This window comes from Streptomyces sp. enrichment culture (assembly GCF_964273145.1).
Taxonomy (GTDB): domain Bacteria; phylum Actinomycetota; class Actinomycetes; order Streptomycetales; family Streptomycetaceae; genus Streptomyces.
On sequence record NZ_OZ186873.1, the window covers coordinates 5,949,730 to 5,970,832 of the forward strand.

A 21,103-nucleotide genomic window follows, 5' to 3' on the forward strand; every position below is an offset into this window, starting at 1 on the left:
AGCCCGGCCCCGTCTCAGCGGCCCAGCGGGTCCGGGGAGGCCACCGCCGCCGGGCGGGACGGGCCGCTCCGCGCCCGCTCCCGCCGGTCGATCCACGTCAGCAGCGGCGTCGCCATCACGGTGGTGACGACGGCGACCACCACCAGCGCGCTGAACAGCGCCTGCGTCACGATGCCCGCCGCCAGGCCCAGGTTGAGCGCGATGAGCTGCATCAGCCCCCGCGCGTTCATCAGCGCCCCCACCCGCAGCGCCACCGCCCCCGGCTCCCCGGCCAGCCGTGCCGCGAGCCAGCACGCGCCGAACTTCCCCGCCACCGCCACCAGGACGCACCCCAGGGTGAGCAGCAGCACCGGCCCGGAGGCCAGCAGCGCGAAGTCCGTGTTCAGCCCCGAGTAGGTGAAGAACAGCGGCAGGAACACCGCGCCCACCGGCTTCAGCGCCTCCACCGCGTGGTCGAGCCGCTCCGACCGCGGGAAGACCAGCCCGAGGCTGAACGCGCCGAACACCGCGTACAGCCCGATCTCGTCGGTGTACCAGGCCACCAGGAACAACGCGCCGACCAGCACCGGCAGCAGGCTCTCGGGCGCCGCCCGCTCCGCGAGCCGCACGGCGCGGCCGCGCAGGCGCGCCACCACCGCCAGCACCACGGCGAGCCCGAGGGCGCCGGCGACGGCCAGCGACACCAGCCCCGCGCTGCCCCCGGAGATGCTGAAGACACCCGCGAGCAGCACCCACGCGACCGCGTCGTCCACGGCGCCCGCACCGAGCGCCAGCGACCCGAACCGGGTCCCGGTCAGGCCCCGCTCGGAGATGATCCGCGCGAGCATCGGGAACGCCGTCACCGCCAGCGCCACTCCGACGAACAGCGCCGACACCGTCAGAGGCACCCCCGGCGCCAGGGTGCCGGTCCACTCACCGACGCTGGCGATCAGCGCCGCCCCGAGCGCCACCGGCACCAGCACCCCCGCCGCGGAGACCAGCCCGGCCGACCGGGCGACACCGCGCAGCCGGTCCACCCGGAAGTCCCAGCCGACGTGGAACATGAACGCCACGAGGCCGATCTGCCCCACCACGTACAGGACCGGCCGCAGCTCCGCGGGGAACAGGCCCGCCTCGACGTCCGGGAGGAGGGCGCCGAGCACCGAGGGCCCCAGCACCACACCCGCGAGCATCTCCCCGACCACGGGCGGCTGCCCCACCCGTCGCAGCAGCGCCCCGACGAGCCGGCAGACGGCCAGGATCACCACGACGGCGAGGAAGAACGCGGGGGCGAGTTCCGAGGGCGTCACGCGCTGTCTCCCGTGGGGTGGACGACCGGGCACCGGCCGGGCGGGAACTGCTCGAAGTACCGTGCGGCCGGCCGCTGCCGGCGGGCGTGCAGCACCATCACCGTGCCGAGCACGAGCTGCCGCACACCCCGGGTGACGTCCTCCACGCCGTCGCGCGCCCGCAGGAAGCCCCGCAGCGGCGCCAGGCGCGCCCCGGGCTCCAGCCCGTGCGGGATCAGCAGGCACGGCGCGCGGTGCGGGATGGACCGGGTGTGCGAGACCGGCGAGTCCAGACGGAAGCGGCGCAGCACCTCCCGCACGGCGGCCCGCAGCACCAGCGGCGACAACCGCCACGCCGGGCACGGGCGGTTGGCCGCCACGCCGAACGGGATGTGGTGGGCGTCCCTGGCGGACAGCGACGCCCAGCGGTCCGGGTCGAAGACGTCCGGCCGCTCGTAACCCGTGGCGTGGTAGTCCGGGTAGCTGAAGCACACCACCGAGCCGGCCGGCAGCGTGGTGCGGTCGTCGAGCGGGATCTCGCCGGTGGTGATGCGGTGCGCGATGCCGAACAGCGGATACAGCCGCATCGTCTCGTCGAGCACGTGCGTCAGGTACCGGTCGTCACCCGGGTCGTCCGCGAGCCGCCGCTGCACCCGCGGGTGGCGGGCCAGGGCCAGCAGCAGGTGCGCGGTCGCCTCCGAGAGCTGTACGACGGCCGTGTTGAAGAACGTGCCCTGGAGGTAGAAGACCTGCTCCTGCGGCGACAGCGAGGCCGGCAGCCGGTGCGGCACGTCACCGGCCGCCAGCCGCTCGCGCAGGTACGCCGTCAGCCGCGCCCTGCGCCGCGGATGGCGCAGCCCCGTGCACTTCAGGGCGTTGATCACGTCCCGCGCGTGCGCGGTGATCAGTTTCCGGGCGTGCGGCGGGCACGGCTCGCGGAACACCAGCCCGTAGCAGAACTCCGCCCAAGCGGGCATCACCAGGTCGCGCAGCCGCACCAGGCTGATCCGGTCCGCGGGCAGCGCGTCCAGGACGCCGGCGACCGCGCGGCCGGCCGCCGCCGCCAGGTCCGCCGAGCCGCCGGCGAGGATGCGCCGGGTCGCGGCGGCCACGTCCTCGTAGCGCGGGCCGGGTTCCAGATGCTCTTGGTGCACCTCGGGCCCCGGCGACAGCCAGTACCAGAACAGGTCGGACAGCCCCGCCCCGGCACTGCGGCCGTTCGCGGCCGGATGAGCGTACACCCGTTCGAACACCTCCGGGCCGTACGCCGCGTTGGGCAGCGTCACCGCCCGGTCGCCGTTCACCTTCTCGAAGAGGCGCACCCGCAGCGCCACCACACCGCGCGGCAGCCACCACGTGTCCGGTTTCCGCCCGCCGCTCACCACGTCCCGCCCCTTCGGACCACCATGTCCCGCGTCAGGTCGGCGTTGCGGCCGCCTCCGCACAGCGCCAGCGTGTGGTCGTAGTCGTCGCGCAGCTCCGCGAGGACCCGCCGCACCCCCGCCTCGCCGTCGGCGGCCAGCCCCCACAGCACCGGACGGCCCACCCCGACCGCCGCCGCGCCCAGCGCGAGCGCGACGGCCACGTCCCCGCCCCGGCGCACCCCGCCGTCGAGCAGCACCGGCACCCGGCCCCCGACCGCCTCGGCGACGGCCGGCAGGCAGTCCACGGCGGCCGGCACGGTGTCGCACTGGCGTCCGCCGTGGTTGGAGACGACGATCCCGGCCGCCCCGTGCGCGACGGCCAGCAGCGCGTCCGCCGGATGCAGGACCCCCTTGACCAGCACGGGCAGCGCCGTCGCGGCCGACAGCGCGTCGAAGTCCCGCCAGGACAGGGCCGGGGACATGGGAATGTCGGTGAGCCCGCCCGGCGGGGCGCCGGGCAGGTCCCGCATGTTCTCGGCGGCGTAGCCGGGCGGCAGGTCGGTGAACCCGTTGCGCAGGTCCCGGGGGCGCCGGCCGAACACCGGCGCGTCGACGGTGACCACCAGCGCCGTGCAGCCCGCCCCCTCCGCCCGCCGCACCAGCGCCTCGGTGACCTCGCGGCGCGGGTGCATCGAGAGCTGGAACCACACGGCCGCGCCGGCCGCCGCCCGACGGGCCGCCGCGACCACCTCGCCGACCGCGACGGTCGCGGCCGTGCCCGTCACCAGGACGGCGCCCTCCGCCGCCGCGGCCCGGGCCGTGGCCCGCTCGCCGTCCGGGTGCATCAGTCGGTGGAAGGCGGTCGGCGCGACCAGCACCGGACCCGCCCGGCGGGCGCCCGGCAGGTCGACGGACGTGTCCCGCCGCTCGTTGCCGCGCAGCACCCGCGGCAACAGCGCGTACCGGTCGAACGCGCGCTCGTTGTCGGCCAGGACGCGTTCCTCGCCCGCGCCGCCCGCCGCGTAGTCGTAGTGCGCCGGGTCCAGGGTCCGGCGGGCCTGCTCGTGCAGCGCGTGCAGCGTCATGGCGCCACCGGCGCGGCCGGGCCGCACCGGGCGGCGAGGAACGCGCGCAGCGGGGCCCGGTGCACGTCCTCGCTGTCCCACTCGTTCTCCAGGTTCTCCGTCAGGTGGTGCTCGGCGGCGTACTCCCCGTCGCGGTACCAGCGCAGCACCGGATGCAGATAGCGGCCGTCGAGCCCGGTCGCGTCCCGCTGCGAGGGGCGGCCCGCCGACACGTCGAACGGGTCCACCCGGTCGTGGTCGGCCCCGTACTCCAGGGTGATCACCGCGTGGGCGGCCTCCTCCCCGAAGTCCCCGGCGCGCACCGCCCCCGGCACGTGTCCCACCGGGACCTCCTCGGCGTAGCGCATCGTGCCGTCCGGGGCGAGCAGCAGCAGGTCGCCGAGGACACCGAACTGCTGCCACAGCGCGGAGGACCGGTTGACCCGCTCGATGATCCGGTCGACGGCCGCCTCGGTGTCCCCGCCCAGCTCCGTCACCGGCCAGGGCTCGCCGTGGTGGCGCCGGCGCAGCTCCCGGTGCAGGGCGCGGACCGAGTAGCGGAAGCCGTGCACGAAACCGGTGGTGGACTTCTTGAAGTCGCGGCCCTGCGTCAGCGTCCCGGCGAAGTACAGCTCCGGCACGTTCACCGACTCGCCGACGGCCGTCACGGCGGGGAACCGGCCGTCGACCACCGTCTCGGGCGTGCAGCCGCCGTCGAAGACCGACGCGTCGAACCGGAACCCGGTCGCGACGATCACCCGGTCGTAGCGCAGGTCCTTCACCACCTCGTCGGCCCGTTCGAAGGCCACCGGCACGCGGAAGCCGTCCCCGTCCCGCCGGATCTCCAGCACCCGCCCGTCCAGCAGGGCGTTCTGGGACTTGAGCTGGTAGCTGTCCAGGAAGTTGTTGTTCACCGCCCGCAGATGGCCCACGTAGTGCGTCTGCCAGGCCATGCGCAGCGAACCGGAGCCGACCAGGTGGATGACGGCCGCGGTCTCCATCAGGCTGTCGGCCGTCTCGAAGGCGGAGTTGCCCCGTCCGATCACCAGCACCCGCTGGTCGGTGAAGGACTCCGGGTCGGGGTCGAACGTGTCGTAGCGTTCGGCCAGTTCGATGCCGGGGATCGGCGGCAGGTTCGGCAGCGGCACCCCGGTGGCCACCACCACGCGCCGCGCCCGCCAGGTCCCCCCGGCGGCGTCGGTCACGGTGAACCCGCCGGCGTCGCGGGAGACCCGCTCCACGGCGGTGCCGTACCGCACCCGGACGCCGGTGCGGTCCGCGAAGTCCGTCAGATAGCGGACCATGTCGTCGGCCGCCGGGAAGTAGCGCCGGCTGTACCGGGTGAACAGCAGCTCGGGATCGTCGCTCAGCAGGGAGTTCCAGTCCATCCGCAGCCGCAGCTCCGGATCCTCGTATCCGGTGTGCACCTTGTTGATCGAGATGAGTGTGCGGTGCCGGGGGAACCGTGTGAAGAACGCGCCCGGACCGCTGCCGCGCTCCAGAACCACGTAATCCGCACCGTCGCGCTCCAGGAAGGCGGCGAGCTGAAGTCCCGCGGGCCCCGCTCCGATGATCAGGTAGTCGTGCGCCATGGCCCGGAAGCTATCCAGCGGATCTCAGAGCGCTCTGAGATTCCCCGCCTACCGTTCGGGACGTGCTGACCACCACGGACACCGTCCCGCTCACCGGACCCCTCGATCCCGCCGCCCTGCGCCGCGCGGCCGGGCCGCTGACCGTCACCGTGGACGACGCGGCCCGTGCCCGGCTGGACCGCGGGCGCCGCCTCTTCCGCGCCCTGCGCGACGGCGACGGCACCGCCGGGGGACGGCCGATCTACGGCGCCACCACCGGTTTCGGCGCCCTCGCCGGCTTCGCCGGACGGGCCGACGAGGCCGACCAGTGCGACAACACCCTCGCCCACCTCGGCGCCGGCCAGGGCCCCGACCTGCCGCACGGCATCGTCCGCGCCGCCCTGCTGGTGCGCGCCCGGTCCCTCGCCCAGGGCCTGTCCGGGGTCTCCGCCGAGGTCGTCGAACGGCTGGCGGAGATGTTCGCCACGACGTTCTCGCCCGCCGTGCCGCGCCACGGATCCGTCGGCGCCAGCGGCGACCTCATCCCGCTCGCCTACGCCGCCCAGGCGCTCCGCGGCCGGGGGCACGCCTACGCGGACGGCCACCGCATGCCCGCCGCCGAGGCGCTCGCCGCCACCGGACTGCGCCCTCTCGCCCTGGACGGCCGCGACGCCCTCGCGCTCGTCAACGGCACCTCCGTCACCACCGCGGCCCTGGCCCTGGCCCACGACGCCGTCCGCGCCGCCCACCGCGCGCTCACCGCCCTGACCTGCCTGCTGGCCGACCTGCTCGGCTGCGACCCCGGCTTCCTCGACGCAGGCCTGCTGCGCGCCTACGGCCACCCCGGCGTCGCCGACACGGGCGCCCGCATGCGGCGCCACCTGGCCGGCACCGTGCCGTCCGGCGGCCGCCCGCTGCAGGAGCCGTACAGCATCCGCTGCTCCCCGCAGCTGCTCGGCGCCGCCGAGGACGCGCTGCGCTACGTCGACGCGGTGGTCGCCGCGGACCTGGCCGGGGTCAGCGACAACCCGCTGTTCCTCCCCGGCGCGGAGGACGCCGCGGACCCGGACGCGGACCCGGGGGAGGGAAGGGCGGTGCACGGCGGGAACTTCTTCGGGCAGCCCGCGGCGTTCGCCGCCGACCTGCTCGCCTCCGTCACCGCACAGCTCGGCAACCTCGCCGAACGCCAGCTCGACCTGCTGGTGGACCCGGCCCGCAACGGCGGCCTCCCGCCCATGCTCGCCACCGAACCCGGCGCCCAGCACGGCCTGCAGGGCGTGCAACTGGCGACCACCGCCTTCGTCGCGGAGATCCGCCGCTGCGCGACCCCCGCCGCCATGCAGAGCCTGCCGACCAACCTCCACAACCAGGACGTCGTCCCGTTCGGCACCCAGGCCGCCCTGCGCGCCCACGACATGGCCGAACTGCTCGGCCTGCTGTGCGGCTCCCTCGCCCTCGGCCTGCGCCAGGCCGTCCACGTCGGCGCCAGGCGGCCCACCGCGCCCCGGTGCGCCGCCCTCCTCGACGCCCTCGGTGCCGCGATCGCCCCGGTCGACCCGGACCGGCCGCTGGACGCGGACGTCCGGACGGCGGCACGGGTGCTCGTCACCCACGCCATGCCCTGACCGCGCGGTCCGCGACCGCCGGGGGCGACGGCGCGCTCTGCGGCAGCCGGAGGGTGAACCGCGCGCCGCGCCCCGGCCGGCCCGCCGCCACGACCGTGCCCCCGTGGCTCGTGACGACCTCCCGCAGCAGGGCCAGCCCCAGCCCGTACCGGCCGCCGCCACCCCGGTGGAACCGGCGGAACAGCCGCTCGGCCTCACCGGTGTCGAAACCGGTCCCGGTGTCCGTGACCACCAGCACCACCGTCGTGCCCGATCGGGACAGCGCCACCTCGATCCGGCCGCCCGGCGGGGTGTGGGCGATGGCGTTGGCCAGCAGCTCTCCGACCGCCCGGCGCAGGGCGGACGCGACCCCGTCGACCCACAGCGGGTGCGACGGCCCGTCCACGCGGACGGTCAGCCCGCGCTCCCGGACGCGTTCCGCCTCGTCGGCGACAGCCGAACGGGCCAGCGCCACCAGATCCACCCGGCGCCGCGTCGCCCGCCACGTCTGCCCGGCCGTGAGGGTCGCCGACGACAGCAGGTCGTCCAGCACCTCGCCGAGCCGCCCGAGGGAGGTGACCAGCAGCGCCAGGCCCTCCCGGTGCGCCGCCGGCAGCCCTTCCGCCGCCCGGCGCGCCAGCACCTGCGCCCGCGTGTGCACACGGGTGATCGGTGTGCGCAGCTCGTGGCTGGCGTCCGCGACGAACCGCCGCTGCCGGGCCAGTGCCTCGGCCAGCGGCGCCACCGCCCGACGCCCGAGGACCGTGCCGGTGACGGCCGCGGCGGCCAGCCCCACCGCCTCGGCCACGCCCAGCGCGAACCACAGGTGGCTGCGGTCGGCGAGCTGGAAACGCAGGTCGAACACGGCCTGCACCACGTCGCCGTCGCCCCTGACCTGCGTCCGCACCAGATAGGCGGTGTCCGCACGCCGCACCGTGCGCTCGACCGGCGCGCGGGTCAGCCGCACCCGGTCCAGGTCGGCGCGCAACGGGAACCCGGTCGGCGCGTTCGGCAGCGTTGCCGCACCCGGGCCGTACAGCCACATGCACCCGGGAGGTCGTGACAGGTCGCCGTACGCGGCGCCGTAGCGCACCTCACGGCGCACCTGGTCGTCCTGTGCGTGCGTCATCACGGTGTACGCGACCCCGCCGACGACGGTGATCAGCAGGGTGATGAGGGCGCCGGTGGTCCAGATGATCCGCCGCCGGGCCCGGCGCACCGCCACGTCCCCGGCCCGCCCCGGCTCCCTCACAACGCCCCCAGCCGGTAACCGACTCCGCGGACCGTGCGTACCGCCCCGCGGCCGAGCTTGCGGCGCAGGTAGTACACGTAGGTGTCGACGATGGACGGCGCGTGCGCCTCCTCGAAGACGATCCGGCGCAGCTCCGCCCGGGAGTACACCGCGTCGGGGCGGGTGGCCAGCGCCCACAGCAGCGCGAACTCCCGCGCGGCCAGGGCGATCCGCCCGCCGTCCGCCAGCACCACCTCCCGGCGTCCGACGTGCAGATGGCCGGCGCCGATCCGCAACACGTCGGTCGCGTCCAGTGAGCGTCTGCACAACGCCCTTAAACGGGCGGTGAGTTCGTCCAGGTCGAAGGGTTTGACCAGATAGTCGTCGGCGCCGGCGTCCAGACCGTCCACCCGGTCGGGCACGCCGCCCATCCCGGTCAGCAGCAGCACCGGCGAACGCACCGGACGGGACCGCAGCCGGCGCAGCAGGTCGAGACCGTCCAGCACCGGCAGCCGCCGGTCGATGACGAGCACGTCGTACGTGCGGGTGAGGCCGAGGTGCAGGCCCCGCTGCCCGTCGGTCGCGACGTCCACCGCGTACCCCTCGTCCCGCAGCACCTCGGTGAGCAGCTCCACCAGCTCCCGGTCGTCCTCGACCAGCAGCAACCGCCAGGGATCCCGCGTGTGCTCCCGAGTCACCGTGCCCTCCCTCGCCGCAGCCTCGCGCCTGTCAACGCCTGTGTGACGCAAGTGAGTTCCAGAGTCCGGTCGTCGGGGGGAAGGACGCCGCCGCACCGGCCGCCGACCGGCGGGATCACGCCACCGCACACCTGTTCGCAAACTCCCGCAAGGCGGACTCACCTGGGGAGACGATCGACCCGGCCCCTGGACGCGCACCCGCTCGGCCGGCAGTCCCCGGACACCGGGCATGACGGAAAAGGCCGGGCACGACGGAGAGGGCTGAACTCGTCGGCGTCCGTCTTCCGTGCCGCCATCGGTGCGGCCGCCGCGGCGGGCCGTGACCGGTGAGCCGGTCCGCGGGAGGCGCCGAACGGGGGCGTACCGCCGTCGGCCGGGCGGACGGCGCGGGATCCCTCGGCAGGACCACCGCCAGGGGCACCGTCGTCCCTCACGTTCCCTGTGTCCGAATGTCCCGTCGGTCATGCCGGCACCCGACCGGCATCAGTCCCGCTCATTCCGGTTCGGTTGCCCGAACAGACGCCTGGCCGGCGATGCCGTGGCGTCCTCGTTCACACGGAAGCACAGGCAGGCGGGCCGCTTCCCGGGGTGAACCGCTGTTCCTCGCGGCCTTCGAGTCGGACGCGCGCCGGTGTGCAGCGAGGAACGCCTTGACCTGCTCCCCGGCCTCGATCTCACTCGTCACGTCGGTCGTCGACTGCTGTTTCCGGCTCGGGGGTCACACCGCTCACCGTACGGACCCGCCCCTGGCGGCGAGTCCCGCGAGGACTGCGGCCGTGACCGCTTCCGCCACCGGAACGCGGGCGACGGTCCGGCCGCCGGCTGCAACACCCGCGTCGAGGTCCTCCTGCCGAAGCGGCCGAGCCGCTGTTTCGAAAGCTCCGCCGGGGGCCGTGGGTGACCGGTTCATCGCCTGCTGCGGCGTCACAGGCAGGTGACGCCGGTCAGGTCCTCGGCCGCAGCCCAAAGCCGCCTGCCGACGACCGGATCGGCTGCCTCCCGGCCGAGCCGGGCCTCGGCGACCCGGCCCCGGGTCTCCCAGAGCCCGGACGGCCCGAAGAACTGGCCGCCCTCCACACCGGGCTCGGTCGCGGCGTGCAGCTGAGGCAGCGCTCCCTGCTCCACCGGCTGGGTGACCAGCAGACCCAACCGCGCGGCCATCCGCCCGAGCCGGCCCCGGTGCTCCCACGCACGCGGTGTCAGGTTGGTACGGGTGAGACCGGGATGGGCCAGCACACTGACGACCGGCGATCCGGCGGCGCGCAGGCGTCGCTCCAGCTCGATGCCGAAGACCGTGGTGGCGAGCTTGGACCGGCCGTAGGCGGAAGCGGCCCGGTAGCCGCGTTCGAACATCAGGTCGTCGAAGTCGAGGTGCGCGTTCCTGTGGGTGATCGAGCTGAGACTGACCACGCGGGCCCGCCGCGCCGCGGCCAGGTTGTCCAGCAGCAGGCCGGTCAGCGCGAAGTGGCCCAGCATGTTGGTGGCGAGGTGCAGCTCGAAGCCGTCGGCGGAGGTGCGGCGCGGGCCGAGCAGGACCAGGCCGGCGTTGTTGACCAGCAGGTGGATCACCGGGTGGTCGGCGGCCAGCTTCGCGGCGAACGCGCGCACCGAATCGAGGGAGGCCAGGTCCAGCTCGCGCACCTCGGTGTCGCCGCCGATCCGATGGGCGGCCTCCCGTCCGGCGGCGGTGTCGCGGACGGCGAGCACGACACGGGCGCCGTGGCGGGCCAGCTCGGCGGCGGTGACCAGGCCGAGGCCCGAGTTCGCGCCGGTCACGACGGCGGTCCGGCCGTGCTGGTCGGGGATGCGGTCGGCGGTCCATCCGGTCATCTGCTGCTCCTGGAGGTGTCGGTGGAGTGGACTGTCGACGCTAGGGGCAACGCGAGCCGGTTCGGTCGCTCCCGCCTTCCTGGGTCTGCGGGACCTACCCTGGGCGCCCGGCCGGGCGGCACACTTGCGGCATGACCCATCCGTACGCCCGTGAACTGGGAGACTTCCTGCGTGCCCGGCGCAGCCGGCTGCGCCCCCGCGACGTCGGCCTGGAGCCGGGTGGCCGGCGCAAGGTCGCCGGGCTGCGGCGCGAGGAACTGGCCCTGCTGGCCGGGCTGAGCACCGATTACTACCAGCGGATGGAGCAGGGCCGGGAGGTACGGCCGTCCGACGACGTCCTGGACGCGCTCGCCGGGGCGCTCGGCCTCGACGACGAGGAGCGCCGGCACCTGTTCACCCTGGCCCGCGCCGCCCGCCGGCCCGTGCCGGTCCGTGTGGACCGCGCTCCCGAGAGGGTTCCGGACAGTACGCGCCGGCTGCTGCGGGTGATGGGCACCCCGGCGGTCGTGCTCGGCCGCCACCTGGACCTGCTCGCCTGGAACCCGATGGCGGAGGCGCTGCTCGGCAGCCCGGACGCCCACCCGCCCCACCGGCTCAACATGCTCCTGCTGCTGTTCGACGACACGCTGACCGGTGAGCGGAGCTGCCCGGACTGGGAGCGGCAGGCTCTGGACTACGTCGGCATGATGCGCGCCGCCGTCGCCACCGACCCCACCCACCCGCGCGCCACCGCGGTCGTCGGCGAACTGAGCATCCGCAGCGCGGAGTTCCGGCGGCTGTGGGCCCGGCACGACGTACGGGCGTCGGTCAGCGGGACCAAGACCTTCCGGGTCCCCGGAATCGGCGACATCGTCCTGGACTGGGACACCTACCCACTGCCCGGCGGACCCGGGCCCTTCATGCTGGTCTACACCGCCGAACCGGGCAGCGTCGACGCGGACCGGCTGCAGCTCCTGGCGTCGTTGCACGCGACCCGCTCGACGCTCGCCGACGAGCACCTCCCCCAGGAGGACTCCCTCCGGATACGGTGATGGCCACGCGATCGCGGTTCCGGACGAGGCGTGCCTGAGCGTTACCGGTGCCCCGGGCTCGGCCCCCCTGCCCGGGGCCTTCCGGACGATGCGGCAGGCGGTGAGGTCCACTCCCGGCGGCAGCGGCCCGGCCGTGCCCTCCTGGTGCGCCGACACCCCCGGACCCGGCCGGCGGAAGGGCCGGGGAACGCGGGAAGCCGCGACAGCCCGGGCACCGGCGCCGGGTTCGCCCGCAGCGAGGAGCGCCCGCAGGAGCCGGCCGCCCGATCACGCGTACGCACCACCGCCCCCAGGACCACGTCACGAAGGCGGCCCAGCGGCCCCAGCCGGGAACGACCCCGAACCGCCGGTCGGCTCACCGCCGAGGGGAGGGGACGACGACACGGACCCGGTCCGCGTGCGAGCCGCCCCGCACAACCCGCCGTCGCCCGTCACCGAGCAGAAGGCCCACATGCCCAATGAGAGGTCTTCAACCTGAAGTTGCGGGTCACAAGGCTGGCGTGGGCCGTGGACGGGCTGCTCGTGCCGGTCAGGGACGTGATCGGCGGTGCAGCCGGCCCCGGTCCGTCAGGTGCCTGAGCTTGTCGCGCGGCCGGCGTGCTGCGCATGCTGGAGGCCATTCGAATGGTGAATGGAGTGAACACGTCCAGGTCGACCCGATCCGGTGGGATCCGGTTCTACCAGGCTTCGTCCTCGGAGATGTCCGGCAAGGTCGCGGAGACTCCACAGAGTGAGTCGACTCAGTTCCACCCCGTAGCCCGTACGGGGTGGCCAAGGCCTATGGCCACTTCATCACGCGTAACCACCGTGAGTCGTTCGACATGTACGGTGTCTCCGGAATCCTGTCAATCACGAGTCCCCGCGCCGCGGTGCCGAGTTCGTGACCAGGAAGATCTCACTGGCCATCGCGCAGATCAAGCTGGGACTGCAGGACAAACTGGCGCTGGGCAACCTCGATGCGGTGCGTGACTGGGGCTTCGCCGGTGACTACGTCAAGGCGATGCACCTGATGCTCCAGCAGGACGAGCCGGGGACTACGTGATCGGGACCGGTGTGATGCACGCGGTCCGCGACGCGGCACGGATCGCCTTCGACGCCGTGGGCCTCAACTGGGAGGACCACGTCGTGGTCGACCCGTCGCTGGTCCGCCCGGCCGAAGTGGAGACGCTGTGCGCCGACTCCAGCATGGCCCGGGCCGCGCTGGACTGGGCACCCACGGTGAAGTTCGAGGAACTGATGCAGATGATGGTCGAGTCGGACCTGCAGCAGGCATCGCGGACGCGCGACTACGGCGAGCCGCTGGCGGCCGCCGACAGCTGGTGACACCGTGACCGAGACGCTGTCCGGCCCCGGCCTCCGCACGCGGATGGAGAAGTGGTGGCCGACGGAGCGGGTCACCGAGGGCGGGCCCGCCGGATGATCGACAGGGTACTGCCGCAGCACTGCATGCGCATGCAGTCCGGACACGGCACGATGGGCACCCGCGAGTACGCTGGGCCCGGCTTGGCGTCCGGGCCGACGACGTCCCCGGCGGACACCCGGACGGCGCCGGCGTCCTGGCCGTCCGACCGGGCCGCCGAGGTCGTCGCGCTGTGCGGCCGGCTTCCGCTCGCCGTCCGTATCGCTCGCCCGTATCGCCGCCCGTCCCCACTGGACACCGGCGCGGCTCGCGTCGCGCCTGAGGGACGAGCGACGCCGGCTGACCGAACCGCCCCGCCGGTCCTCCGCGTTCCACGCCCCCGAGGCCTCCGTCCCGTATGGATGCCCGGGGGCGCGACCGTGTCCGCCGCGAGGCACGGCATGGGACCTCGGCGCACGAACACGCGCCCCGGCCGCCGGTGTTCACCAAGTGGCCCACCGCCTCGGGGTGAGCCGGCGCCAGGCGGAATCCGACGAGGGCGCCGCAGTCGTGTCCCACCACGGTGAAGCGACGGTGTTCCGGCCTGTTCCACCGGGAAGTGTTCCGGCACCTGGTCCGCGAGTGTTTCGGAGCCGCGGCGGCGCCCGGGTGAGCGGGAACGCACCGAGGCCGATCCGCGTCGCCGGCGGCTTCCCCCGCTCCGGCATCCATGTTCCAGTGCGGTCGGGCCGCACCCTCGCTTTCCGGTCCGGGAACCGTTCCGACTCCCGGTTCACGGCAGATTCCCCGCTCGCCACCCGCCCCTGTGATCAACTCCGTTTGTTTCATTGACATTTCACTCGGCAGTCGTACTGTTGGGAGCGCTCCCATTACAGCCTTGCAACTGGAAGGAGTTCCCCCCACATGCGCACCCAGAGTTCGTTAACCGGGCGTTCGCGGCCGTCCCTCCGCCGGCCTCTCCAGGCGCTCGTCATGCTGTTCGCCGTGGTCGTCGGCGCACTGACCTGGTCGGCCCCCGCCCAGGCCCACGGCACCGTCGTCGGCCCCGCCACCCGCGCGTACCAGTGCTGGAAGACGTGGGGCAGCAACCACACGAACCCGGCCATGCAGACCCAGGACCCCATGTGCTGGCAGGCCTTCCAGGCCAACCCCGACACCATGTGGAACTGGATGAGCGCGCTCCGCGACGGCCTCGGAGGCCAGTTCCAGGCGCGGACCCCCGACGGGACGCTCTGCAGCAACAACATCTCGAGGAACGCCAGCCTCAACAAGCCCGGGCCGTGGAAGACCACCACCGTCGGCAACAACTTCTCGGTCCACCTGTACGACCAGGCGTCCCACGGTGCCGACTACTTCAAGGTCTACGTGAGCAAGCAGGGCTTCGACCCCAAGACCCAGACCCTGGGCTGGGGCAACCTCGACTTCATCACGCAGACCGGCCGCTTCGCCCCGGCGCAGGACATCACGTTCCCCGTTCAGACCTCCGGCTACACCGGACACCACATCCTGTTCGTGATCTGGCAGGCCTCGCACCTCGACCAGGCCTACATGTGGTGCAGCGACGTGAACTTCGGCTGAGCCGGGAAGCGCCGCGCACGGCACCGGCCTTTGCCGGGCGCCGGTAACCCGCCGCCTGGCCGGCCGGGCTCCGTCAGGGCAGGGGACCCATCTGGGCACCCTGCCCTGACGGACTTCCAGGGGGTGGTGCGGCATCCCGGGTGAGGGTTCGCCGGCTGACCGAGCAAGGAGGGGCAGACGCTGCAGCGTGTCGTTCGGCGGGGGAGCGCCGGTTCGGCGCGGTTCCATCGACCGTCCACCGCCGGTTCCTGATCCGGTCCAGGGCGGGCGTACGGGGCAGGCTGCACGAAGCAGTGCCGCACCGTCTGGACACGTCCGCCTCGAACCGCGGCGGACAGGTCTTCGTGACCACGAGACGTCCGTTCCCGGATCCCCAGGATCCAGTGTCCCGCGTGCCCGACATCCGGAGTCGAGGCCCCATCGAGGGCTGCGGCAACACACCGGTCGTAGACCGCATCTCGGTTCGGCGCCACAAAGAGCCGAACCAGTTGCACCACCGGACGCAGCCAGGGCTTGCTCCGCAAAGACCACGGCATTGTCCCCGGAGTCAACCGGTCGACGCAACACCGGGGTCCTGAGTCGATAGCAGGTGTTTGTTGAGGGCTTCGGCCGGTGTCTTCCAGCCGAGGGTTTTGCGGGGTCCGGTGTTAGGGGCGTGAGCGACGGCCTGAAGCTCACCGGGATCCCATCGGGACAGGTCGGTTCCCTTGGGGAAGTACTGCCGCAGCAGGCCGTTGGTGTTCTCGTCCGTGCCCCGATGCCAGGGACTGCGCGGGTCGGCGAGGTAGACCTGCAGCCCTGTGCCGATGCGGAGCCGGGCGTGGTGGGCCAGCTCCTTGCCGCGGTCCCAGGTCAGCGAGCGGCGCAACTGCTCGGGCGGCGTGGTGATCGTGGTGGCGATCGCGTCCCCGACGGCTTCGGCGCCCAGGCCGGCCGGCGCCGGTCCGTTCTTCGTCCGGGGCCCGACGCCGAAGCCTTTCATCCGGGGCAGGTGCAGCAGCATGGTGAACCTGGTCGTGCGCTCCACCAGCGTGCCGATCGCGGACTTGCCGGTGCCGATGATGAGGTTGCCTTCCCCGTGACCCGGGACCGCGCGGTCCTCGGCCTCGGCGGGCGCCGGCTGATCACCACCTCGGGTGTGATGTGCCCACTCGCCCGCTGTCGGGAGCGGGCCCGGGGAACCCGCAGCGCCCGCCCGGTGCGCAGGCAGGCGACCAGCTCGCGCTTGAGCGCCCCGCGCCCCTGGACGCAGAGGGCCTGGTGGATCGCCTCGTGCGAGATGCGCGTGGACTCATCAATCGGGGAAGTCGGCTTCGAGCCGGTTCGCGATCTGCTCGGGACTCCACGACAGCGCCCACCGGCGGTCCTGACACCGGGGCTCGTCGCGCCCCTTCCACGGCGATGCCTGCGGCCCCGCGACCGTTGTTCCGTCCGGACGGCAGACCTCACCGGCGAGCCGTTCCCGCACGTACTCACGCAGCCGCTCGTCGGCCACCAGCTTCGGCGTCTTCGGACGCCGCGCCATCAGCTCCGCCTTCCACTGCGCGGTCGAAGCCCGGTAGCTGAGCTGTCCGCCACGCGTGACAACGTTGCGCCGCAGTTCCCGTGAGACGGTCGACGGGTCTCTGCCCAGCCGGCGTGCGCTCTCGCGTACGCCTTCGCCCTGGGCGTTGAGCAGCGCGATCTCCTCGCGTTCGGTGAAGGACGGGTACCGGCCCGAGAGCGGGCCGAGCCGGATCGACGGCATGCCGCCACGCTCACGGAACCACCGCGAGCCCACCACTGGGGATGCGCCGCAGGAGACCGCCGCGTCCTCGCTGCCCATCCCCTCAGCGATCTTCGCCCGGAAAGCCCGTGCCGCATCTCGACGGATCGGAGGTCGGCCCGGCGACCGCATCACCGGACGCCCCGTCGACCTCGCCGCCCAACTTGGTGGTCTTCCCACACGACACCTCCGTGATCAAGGTGTCGCGGCGACCGCTTGAATCCACTCAGTGCTCCACAGGCGACGGTGGGGCAGCCAGTGGCGGGTCCACTCGACCGCCTGATGCTCTGGGGCCGGATGAAGCCCCGGGCTGACGGGTTCGTCGAACGACTTCCAGGTCGATGCAGAGGATGGCTCCGCGCTCAACGAAGTGCTTACCCGGCACATCGTCAGGTAAATCAGCGCCTGGTCAGCATGAGGCCTCGCGTACTCCGAGGCAGGTGCTCGAGCGGGTCCTTGGGCGGCGACGGCACAACAGCCGGATTCCACGCGGAAGCGCAGGTGGGGAGCCTTCTTGCCCAAGAGGGATCGATGTTCCTCGGAGTCTTCGAGTGCGAGGAGTGTCGGTGTACAGTGAACAACGCCCCTGACCTGCAGAAAGCCGGCAGGGAGCCGTCTTCCGGGAGTCCAAAGTGCTGCGTACTCTGTTCAAGTCCAAAATCTAACATTTGGGTGTTTGTGCAGGTCAGACGCCTGATCGGGTCGCTCAGGTCAGCAAATGGTCAGCAGCGCGCGGGCGAGCGTCCCAGCTTGCTGACCTGGTGGCCACCGCGAGAGGGAGGCCTGGACACAGGCGCCTGGTCCCGCTTTGGGAGGTTCGCTGCGTGACTCGTCGGTTCTTCCGCGGCATGGGCCTCGGCTTCGACACCTTCGTCATTCCCGACACTGAGACCGAAGCCGACTCCACCGGGGCGATCCTCCGCGTGACCTGCTGTGTCATGATCATCCACGCTCGCGAGCGGAGCTGGCCCTGGGTCGGCAGGGCGGCCGGTTGCCGCGCCACCGGGGGCTGCAAGGGTAGGTCATGTTCCGCTAGGCGCCCACGGGGTGAGACGTCCGAGGGAGGGGCGGGCGGCGCCCGACCCGTACGTATGACAGAGGAGTCCCGTATCCACCATGCCGCCGCCTCCCAGCAGCGATACTGGATGCATGGACACGACGACCACCGCCCCCCGCGCCGAGGTGCTGCGGGACCGCTACCGCAGCCGACTGCCCGAGCGATTGCAGGAGCTGGCCGGCCCCGTCGAGGGCAACGTGGACCTGCCGCTCCACATCGTCTGGTCCGGGCGGACGAGCTACAGTCTGGACCGTCCGAAGTCCCGCATGACGCTCTACCGGACCGTCCTCGCCGAAGGACTGCGTGAGGACCTGGTGGCCCTCCTGCACCACCGGCTGCTCACCGAGCAGTGGCCCGTGCTGCGGCGTTTGATCAGCCCCTACATCCGCGAGGTCTGGGAGGATGCCTTCCCCGAGCTGCTCCGCACCGCTCCGGCCGACACGACCGCCGCGTGAAGCTCACTCCGCTTCACGAGCGTCTCCTCGCCGACATCCTCGACCTCGGCTCCCCCTACCCTCTGGTCCTCACCGGCGGATACGCCGTGCAGGCCCACGGCCTTGTCGAACGATTCAGCCGTGACCTCGACGTCGCCACCGAGAACCCCGCCCCGATGCAGGAGATCGTCGCCTCACTCACCGCAGGCCTCAGTGCGCGCGGATGGCGGACCACGCACGTCCAGACCGATCCGCTCAGCGGCCGGTTCCTCGTCACCGATCCGGACACCGGCGAGGAGTGCGAGGTCGACGTCCTCAAGGAGGCATTCTGGGCCCCGCCGGCCCAGACCCCCTACGGCCCCGTCCTCTCCCTCGACGACGTGATCGGCACCAAGGTCCGTGCCCTCGCCGACCGGGGCACCGTCCGCGACCTCATCGACGTCCAGGCCGCCTCCCGTCACTGCTCCACCGCCGACCTCGAATCCCTGGGCCGCCGTCGTGCCCACGACGAGTTCAGCCTCGAAGACCTCCGGGACCGGCTCATCGGCGCGGACTGGTACGAGGACGAGGACTACACCGCGTACGGGCTCACCTCCCGGCAGATCGAAGAACTCAAGGCCTGGGCGCTGGAGTGGGCGGAGGATCTGGGTGCGCGGATCCATGACGAGAACGCCTGAGCGGTGTTTGACAGCGGGTAGAAGCCGCTTGACCTCTGGCTGACCCATGCTGACGGTGACCAGCTGGAAATCTACGCTGCGGTCTGGCCGGACGAGGCGGCCGGTTTCAGCGATGGTGACATCGGTGAACATGCGAGGAGGTCGATGTTGAGCACCCCGGGCTCAACCCACCCTCCGTCTTTCGCAAGCGGACCGCGTTCGTACGTCACGCCGACGAACGCTGGCCCGCTTGCAGGGTCGTGATGAGGCTCAGACCGGCAGGTACGGGCTCGGCTTGTCGTGCCAGCTGATGCGGAGGGCGTCGCGGGCGCGGGTCGCGGCCACGAAGAGCAGCGAGCGTGCCCTGAGCTCCTCGCGTGCGCAGCGCTGGGGGTCGGTGGCGCGGTAGCGCTCGATGACCTCCGTGCGGGGGATGACCCCGTCGCGGGCGCCGACGATGGCCAGCTTCTGGTATTCGAGGCCTTTGAAACGGTGCATCGTGCCGACGTGCACCTCACCGTCCCCCTTGGGCCCGTCCTTGGTGAGTTCGGCGACGGTGATGCCCGCCTTGGTGGCCAGGTGGAACATCACCTGGCTGACCATGTCCCGTTCCGCGACGCACACGGCGATGCTGCCGCGCGGGTCACGGCGCGGGCCGGCGCCGCCGTTGCCCGTGACGATCTCCTCGCGCCAGGCGGTCAGCGCGGCGGCGAGCCGGTCGAGTTCGTCGTCCCAGGAATCGCAGCGGACCAGATCGGGCACGGGGCCGCGCAGGACGGAGCGGTACCCGTCGAGGGTGTCGGTGCTGTCGTCGAGGTCGTCGTAGGCGAGGTTCCTGCCGGTGAGGTCCACCACTCGCATGGCCCGGGAGAGGATCTCCTTGGTGGTGCGGTAGCTGAGGGTGAGCCGGGACGAGCGGCCCCGGATGTTGACGCCGACGGTGCTGAGGGTGACCTGCTGGTCGTAGATGCGCTGGTGCGTGTCGCCGGCGATGAACAGGTCGTCGGGGCCGGGGGCGACCATGGCGCGCAGCATCTTCCAGTGGGCGGCGCGCAGGTCCTGGGCCTCGTCGACGACGATGTGGCGGTACCGGTGGTGGAGGAAGCGCATGCCGGAGCCGTCGTCGCGGTGAATGAGGTCCTTGCCGCCGACGGCTTCCTTGTGCTCCTGCCGGGCCCTGATCTTCGCGTCGCGCTCCATCTCGAGGCGGGCGGCGCGTTCGGCGGCCTGCCCCCAGGTCTCCAGCCCTTCGGTGTCCAGGCGGGCGGTGAACTGCTCCAGGATTTTCCAGATCTGGGCGCGCTCGGGGCGGGTGACGGAACGGCCGCGGCCGGCGCGGCGGGCGTCGAAGTACGCCTTCCGGCTGCCGATGGACTGGCCGAGGATCACCTGGTCCCACTCCTCGTAGAGGAACTCGGCGTCCCAGCGGCGCTCGTCGAGTTCGAGCAGGAGCTGGCGCAGCACGTTGAGCGCGGTGCTGTCGTAGACGCGCTGCTTCGCCGCACCCTTGACGGCGTTCTCGCTGAGGATGCGGGCGGCGAGCTGGTCGATGTGGGCGATCTCGATCCGGGCGAGCAGCTCGGGCTCCAGCAGCGAGGCGAGCCGGGCGCGCAGGTCGGTGGTGAGGTTCTTGGTGAACGTCGTCAGCAGGATCGGCTTGTTGTGCCCGGGCGGCAGCTGCTGCGCGAGGTGCTTGACCCGGTGCAGGGCGACGATCGTCTTGCCGGTGCCGGGGCCGCCCGAGACGCGGGCCGGACCGTTGTAGGTACGGTGGACGAGCTTGGCCTGGGTGGGGTGCAGGAAGACCTTCCAGGCGCGGAAGTCGCCCTCCTCCAGGGCGGCCTGGATGTCGGCGTCGATGGTGGTGACGGTGGTGCGGGCGAGCGCGGCGCCGAGGTCCTGCTCGTAGTCCTGACCGAGGTCGACCTTGACCGGGACGGTGATCTCCTTGCGGACCTCGTCGAGGGGCATGCCGGCGGCGAGCCCGTACAGGATGTCCTTGGACAGCAGCGGCGCACCGGCGACCAACTGGTCGAGCTCGTCGCTGTCGGTGACGGCGAGCGCGAGGTCGATGAGCTGGTCGGCGACGCCCAGGTCGCGCAGGTCGTCGGCGGTGACACTGGTGAGCAGGGGCTCGGCGGTGGCCGGAGCGGGCTCGGGTTCCGGGGCGGGCTCGACGGCGGGTTCCGGGGCGGGCTCGGGTTCGGTGGGGGTGAGGGTGATGCCCGCGCGGTGCAGCACGCTCTCGCCCACGACGGAGAGGTCCACGAACTCGATCTCGCCCGTGATCCGGTTGATCGCGACCGAGAGTTCCTCGTAGACGTGCTTGCGGTGGCGCACCGCGATGACGAGCCAGTTCTCCCGGCCCTTGTCGTCGACGCCGGCCTTGGCCAGCAGGGCGCGGTACGACTGGTCGATCTTGGCGCGGAAGACCCGTCCGTCGCCCTTGAGGGGCTTGAGGTCCAGGCCGGGGTGGTCCGGGTCCTCGCGGAAGCGGTGGCAGAAGTCGTAGAACCTGCCCTTGACCGAGCGGTCGAGCTTGTACAGCTCCTGTTCGGCCTTCTGGTAGAGGCTGAGCCGGGCGGTCATGGG

Annotated in this window: 13 protein-coding genes and 3 pseudogenes; 7 read left to right on the top strand and 9 right to left on the bottom strand. The window is 72.7% G+C overall.

Features of this window, described 5'->3' with window-relative positions; all coding sequences use genetic code 11:
- Window positions 1-14: 14 nt before the first annotated feature.
- Genes ACSU6Z_RS26425 through ACSU6Z_RS26440 form a run of 4 tightly spaced genes read right to left on the bottom strand, consistent with a single transcriptional unit; the run spans window position 15 to window position 5,288 of the window.
- A complete protein-coding gene (locus ACSU6Z_RS26425) occupies window positions 15-1,289 on the bottom strand; it encodes a cation:proton antiporter (RefSeq protein ID WP_437049334.1) in 1,275 nt (424 codons plus the stop codon).
- A complete protein-coding gene (locus ACSU6Z_RS26430) occupies window positions 1,286-2,650 on the bottom strand; it encodes a cytochrome P450 (protein ID WP_437049336.1) in 1,365 nt (454 codons plus the stop codon). The genes ACSU6Z_RS26425 and ACSU6Z_RS26430 overlap by 4 nt, the downstream gene beginning before the upstream one ends.
- Window positions 2,647-3,717: an alpha-hydroxy acid oxidase gene (locus tag ACSU6Z_RS26435; protein ID WP_437049337.1), complete on the bottom strand. Its 1,071-nt coding sequence runs from the start codon at window positions 3,715-3,717 to the stop codon at window positions 2,647-2,649. The genes ACSU6Z_RS26430 and ACSU6Z_RS26435 overlap by 4 nt, the downstream gene beginning before the upstream one ends.
- Complete coding sequence (locus tag ACSU6Z_RS26440; RefSeq protein ID WP_437049339.1) at window positions 3,714-5,288, bottom strand: NAD(P)-binding domain-containing protein; 1,575 nt, start codon at window positions 5,286-5,288, stop codon at window positions 3,714-3,716. The genes ACSU6Z_RS26435 and ACSU6Z_RS26440 overlap by 4 nt, the downstream gene beginning before the upstream one ends.
- 62 nt (window positions 5,289-5,350) lie before the next feature.
- Between ACSU6Z_RS26440 and ACSU6Z_RS26445 the strand changes: the two genes are divergently transcribed.
- On the top strand, window positions 5,351-6,892 hold the full coding sequence (locus tag ACSU6Z_RS26445) for an aromatic amino acid ammonia-lyase (protein WP_437049341.1): 1,542 nt from the start codon (window positions 5,351-5,353) through the stop codon (window positions 6,890-6,892).
- On the opposite strand, the gene ACSU6Z_RS26450 is transcribed toward ACSU6Z_RS26445, so the two are convergent.
- The 3 genes from ACSU6Z_RS26450 to ACSU6Z_RS26460 form a co-directional block, all read right to left on the bottom strand.
- A complete protein-coding gene (locus ACSU6Z_RS26450; RefSeq protein ID WP_437049343.1) occupies window positions 6,873-8,123 on the bottom strand; it encodes a sensor histidine kinase in 1,251 nt (416 codons plus the stop codon). The two genes, ACSU6Z_RS26445 and ACSU6Z_RS26450, sit on opposite strands and share 20 nt — an antisense overlap.
- Window positions 8,120-8,800, bottom strand: a complete 681-nt coding sequence (locus tag ACSU6Z_RS26455; RefSeq protein WP_437049345.1) for a response regulator transcription factor — start codon at window positions 8,798-8,800, stop codon at window positions 8,120-8,122. Before ACSU6Z_RS26455 ends, ACSU6Z_RS26450 begins: the two co-directional genes overlap by 4 nt.
- A gap of 924 nt (window positions 8,801-9,724) precedes the next feature.
- Entirely contained in the window at window positions 9,725-10,630 is a 906-nt protein-coding gene (locus ACSU6Z_RS26460; RefSeq protein WP_437049346.1) for an oxidoreductase, read from the bottom strand.
- Between the two features lie 131 nt (window positions 10,631-10,761).
- Here ACSU6Z_RS26460 and ACSU6Z_RS26465 point away from each other — a divergent pair, with 131 nt between their 5' ends.
- From ACSU6Z_RS26465 to ACSU6Z_RS26480, 4 genes and pseudogenes are all read left to right on the top strand, one after another.
- Window positions 10,762-11,661 (top strand): helix-turn-helix transcriptional regulator, encoded by a 900-nt coding sequence (locus ACSU6Z_RS26465; protein ID WP_437049348.1) that lies wholly within the window; start codon window positions 10,762-10,764, stop codon window positions 11,659-11,661.
- Between the two features lie 594 nt (window positions 11,662-12,255).
- Window positions 12,256-12,984 (top strand): annotated as a pseudogene (locus ACSU6Z_RS26470) (GDP-mannose 4,6-dehydratase); the annotation flags it as partial.
- A gap of 1,009 nt (window positions 12,985-13,993) precedes the next feature.
- Complete coding sequence (locus tag ACSU6Z_RS26475; protein ID WP_437049350.1) at window positions 13,994-14,599, top strand: lytic polysaccharide monooxygenase auxiliary activity family 9 protein; 606 nt, start codon at window positions 13,994-13,996, stop codon at window positions 14,597-14,599.
- Window positions 14,600-14,811: 212 nt separating this feature from the next.
- A pseudogene (locus tag ACSU6Z_RS26480) lies at window positions 14,812-14,910 on the top strand (IS5/IS1182 family transposase); the annotation flags it as partial.
- A gap of 236 nt (window positions 14,911-15,146) precedes the next feature.
- Here ACSU6Z_RS26480 and ACSU6Z_RS26485 read toward each other — a convergent pair.
- Window positions 15,147-16,496 (bottom strand): annotated as a pseudogene (locus ACSU6Z_RS26485) (IS30 family transposase).
- 1,017 nt (window positions 16,497-17,513) lie between these two features.
- On the opposite strand from ACSU6Z_RS26485, the gene ACSU6Z_RS26490 reads away from it, so the two are divergent.
- Together ACSU6Z_RS26490 and ACSU6Z_RS26495 are read left to right on the top strand one after the other, a co-directional pair.
- On the top strand, window positions 17,514-17,876 hold the full coding sequence (locus ACSU6Z_RS26490) for a hypothetical protein (protein WP_392841975.1): 363 nt from the start codon (window positions 17,514-17,516) through the stop codon (window positions 17,874-17,876).
- Window positions 17,873-18,532, top strand: a complete 660-nt coding sequence (locus ACSU6Z_RS26495) for a nucleotidyl transferase AbiEii/AbiGii toxin family protein (RefSeq protein ID WP_392841977.1) — start codon at window positions 17,873-17,875, stop codon at window positions 18,530-18,532. The genes ACSU6Z_RS26490 and ACSU6Z_RS26495 overlap by 4 nt, the downstream gene beginning before the upstream one ends.
- Window positions 18,533-18,781: 249 nt before the next feature.
- Here ACSU6Z_RS26495 and ACSU6Z_RS26500 read toward each other — a convergent pair whose 3' ends face one another.
- Window positions 18,782-21,100 carry a UvrD-helicase domain-containing protein gene (locus ACSU6Z_RS26500; RefSeq protein ID WP_437049351.1) on the bottom strand — a complete coding sequence of 773 codons (2,319 nt, stop codon included), beginning with the start codon at window positions 21,098-21,100 and terminating at the stop codon, window positions 18,782-18,784.
- Window positions 21,101-21,103: the final 3 nt, after the last annotated feature.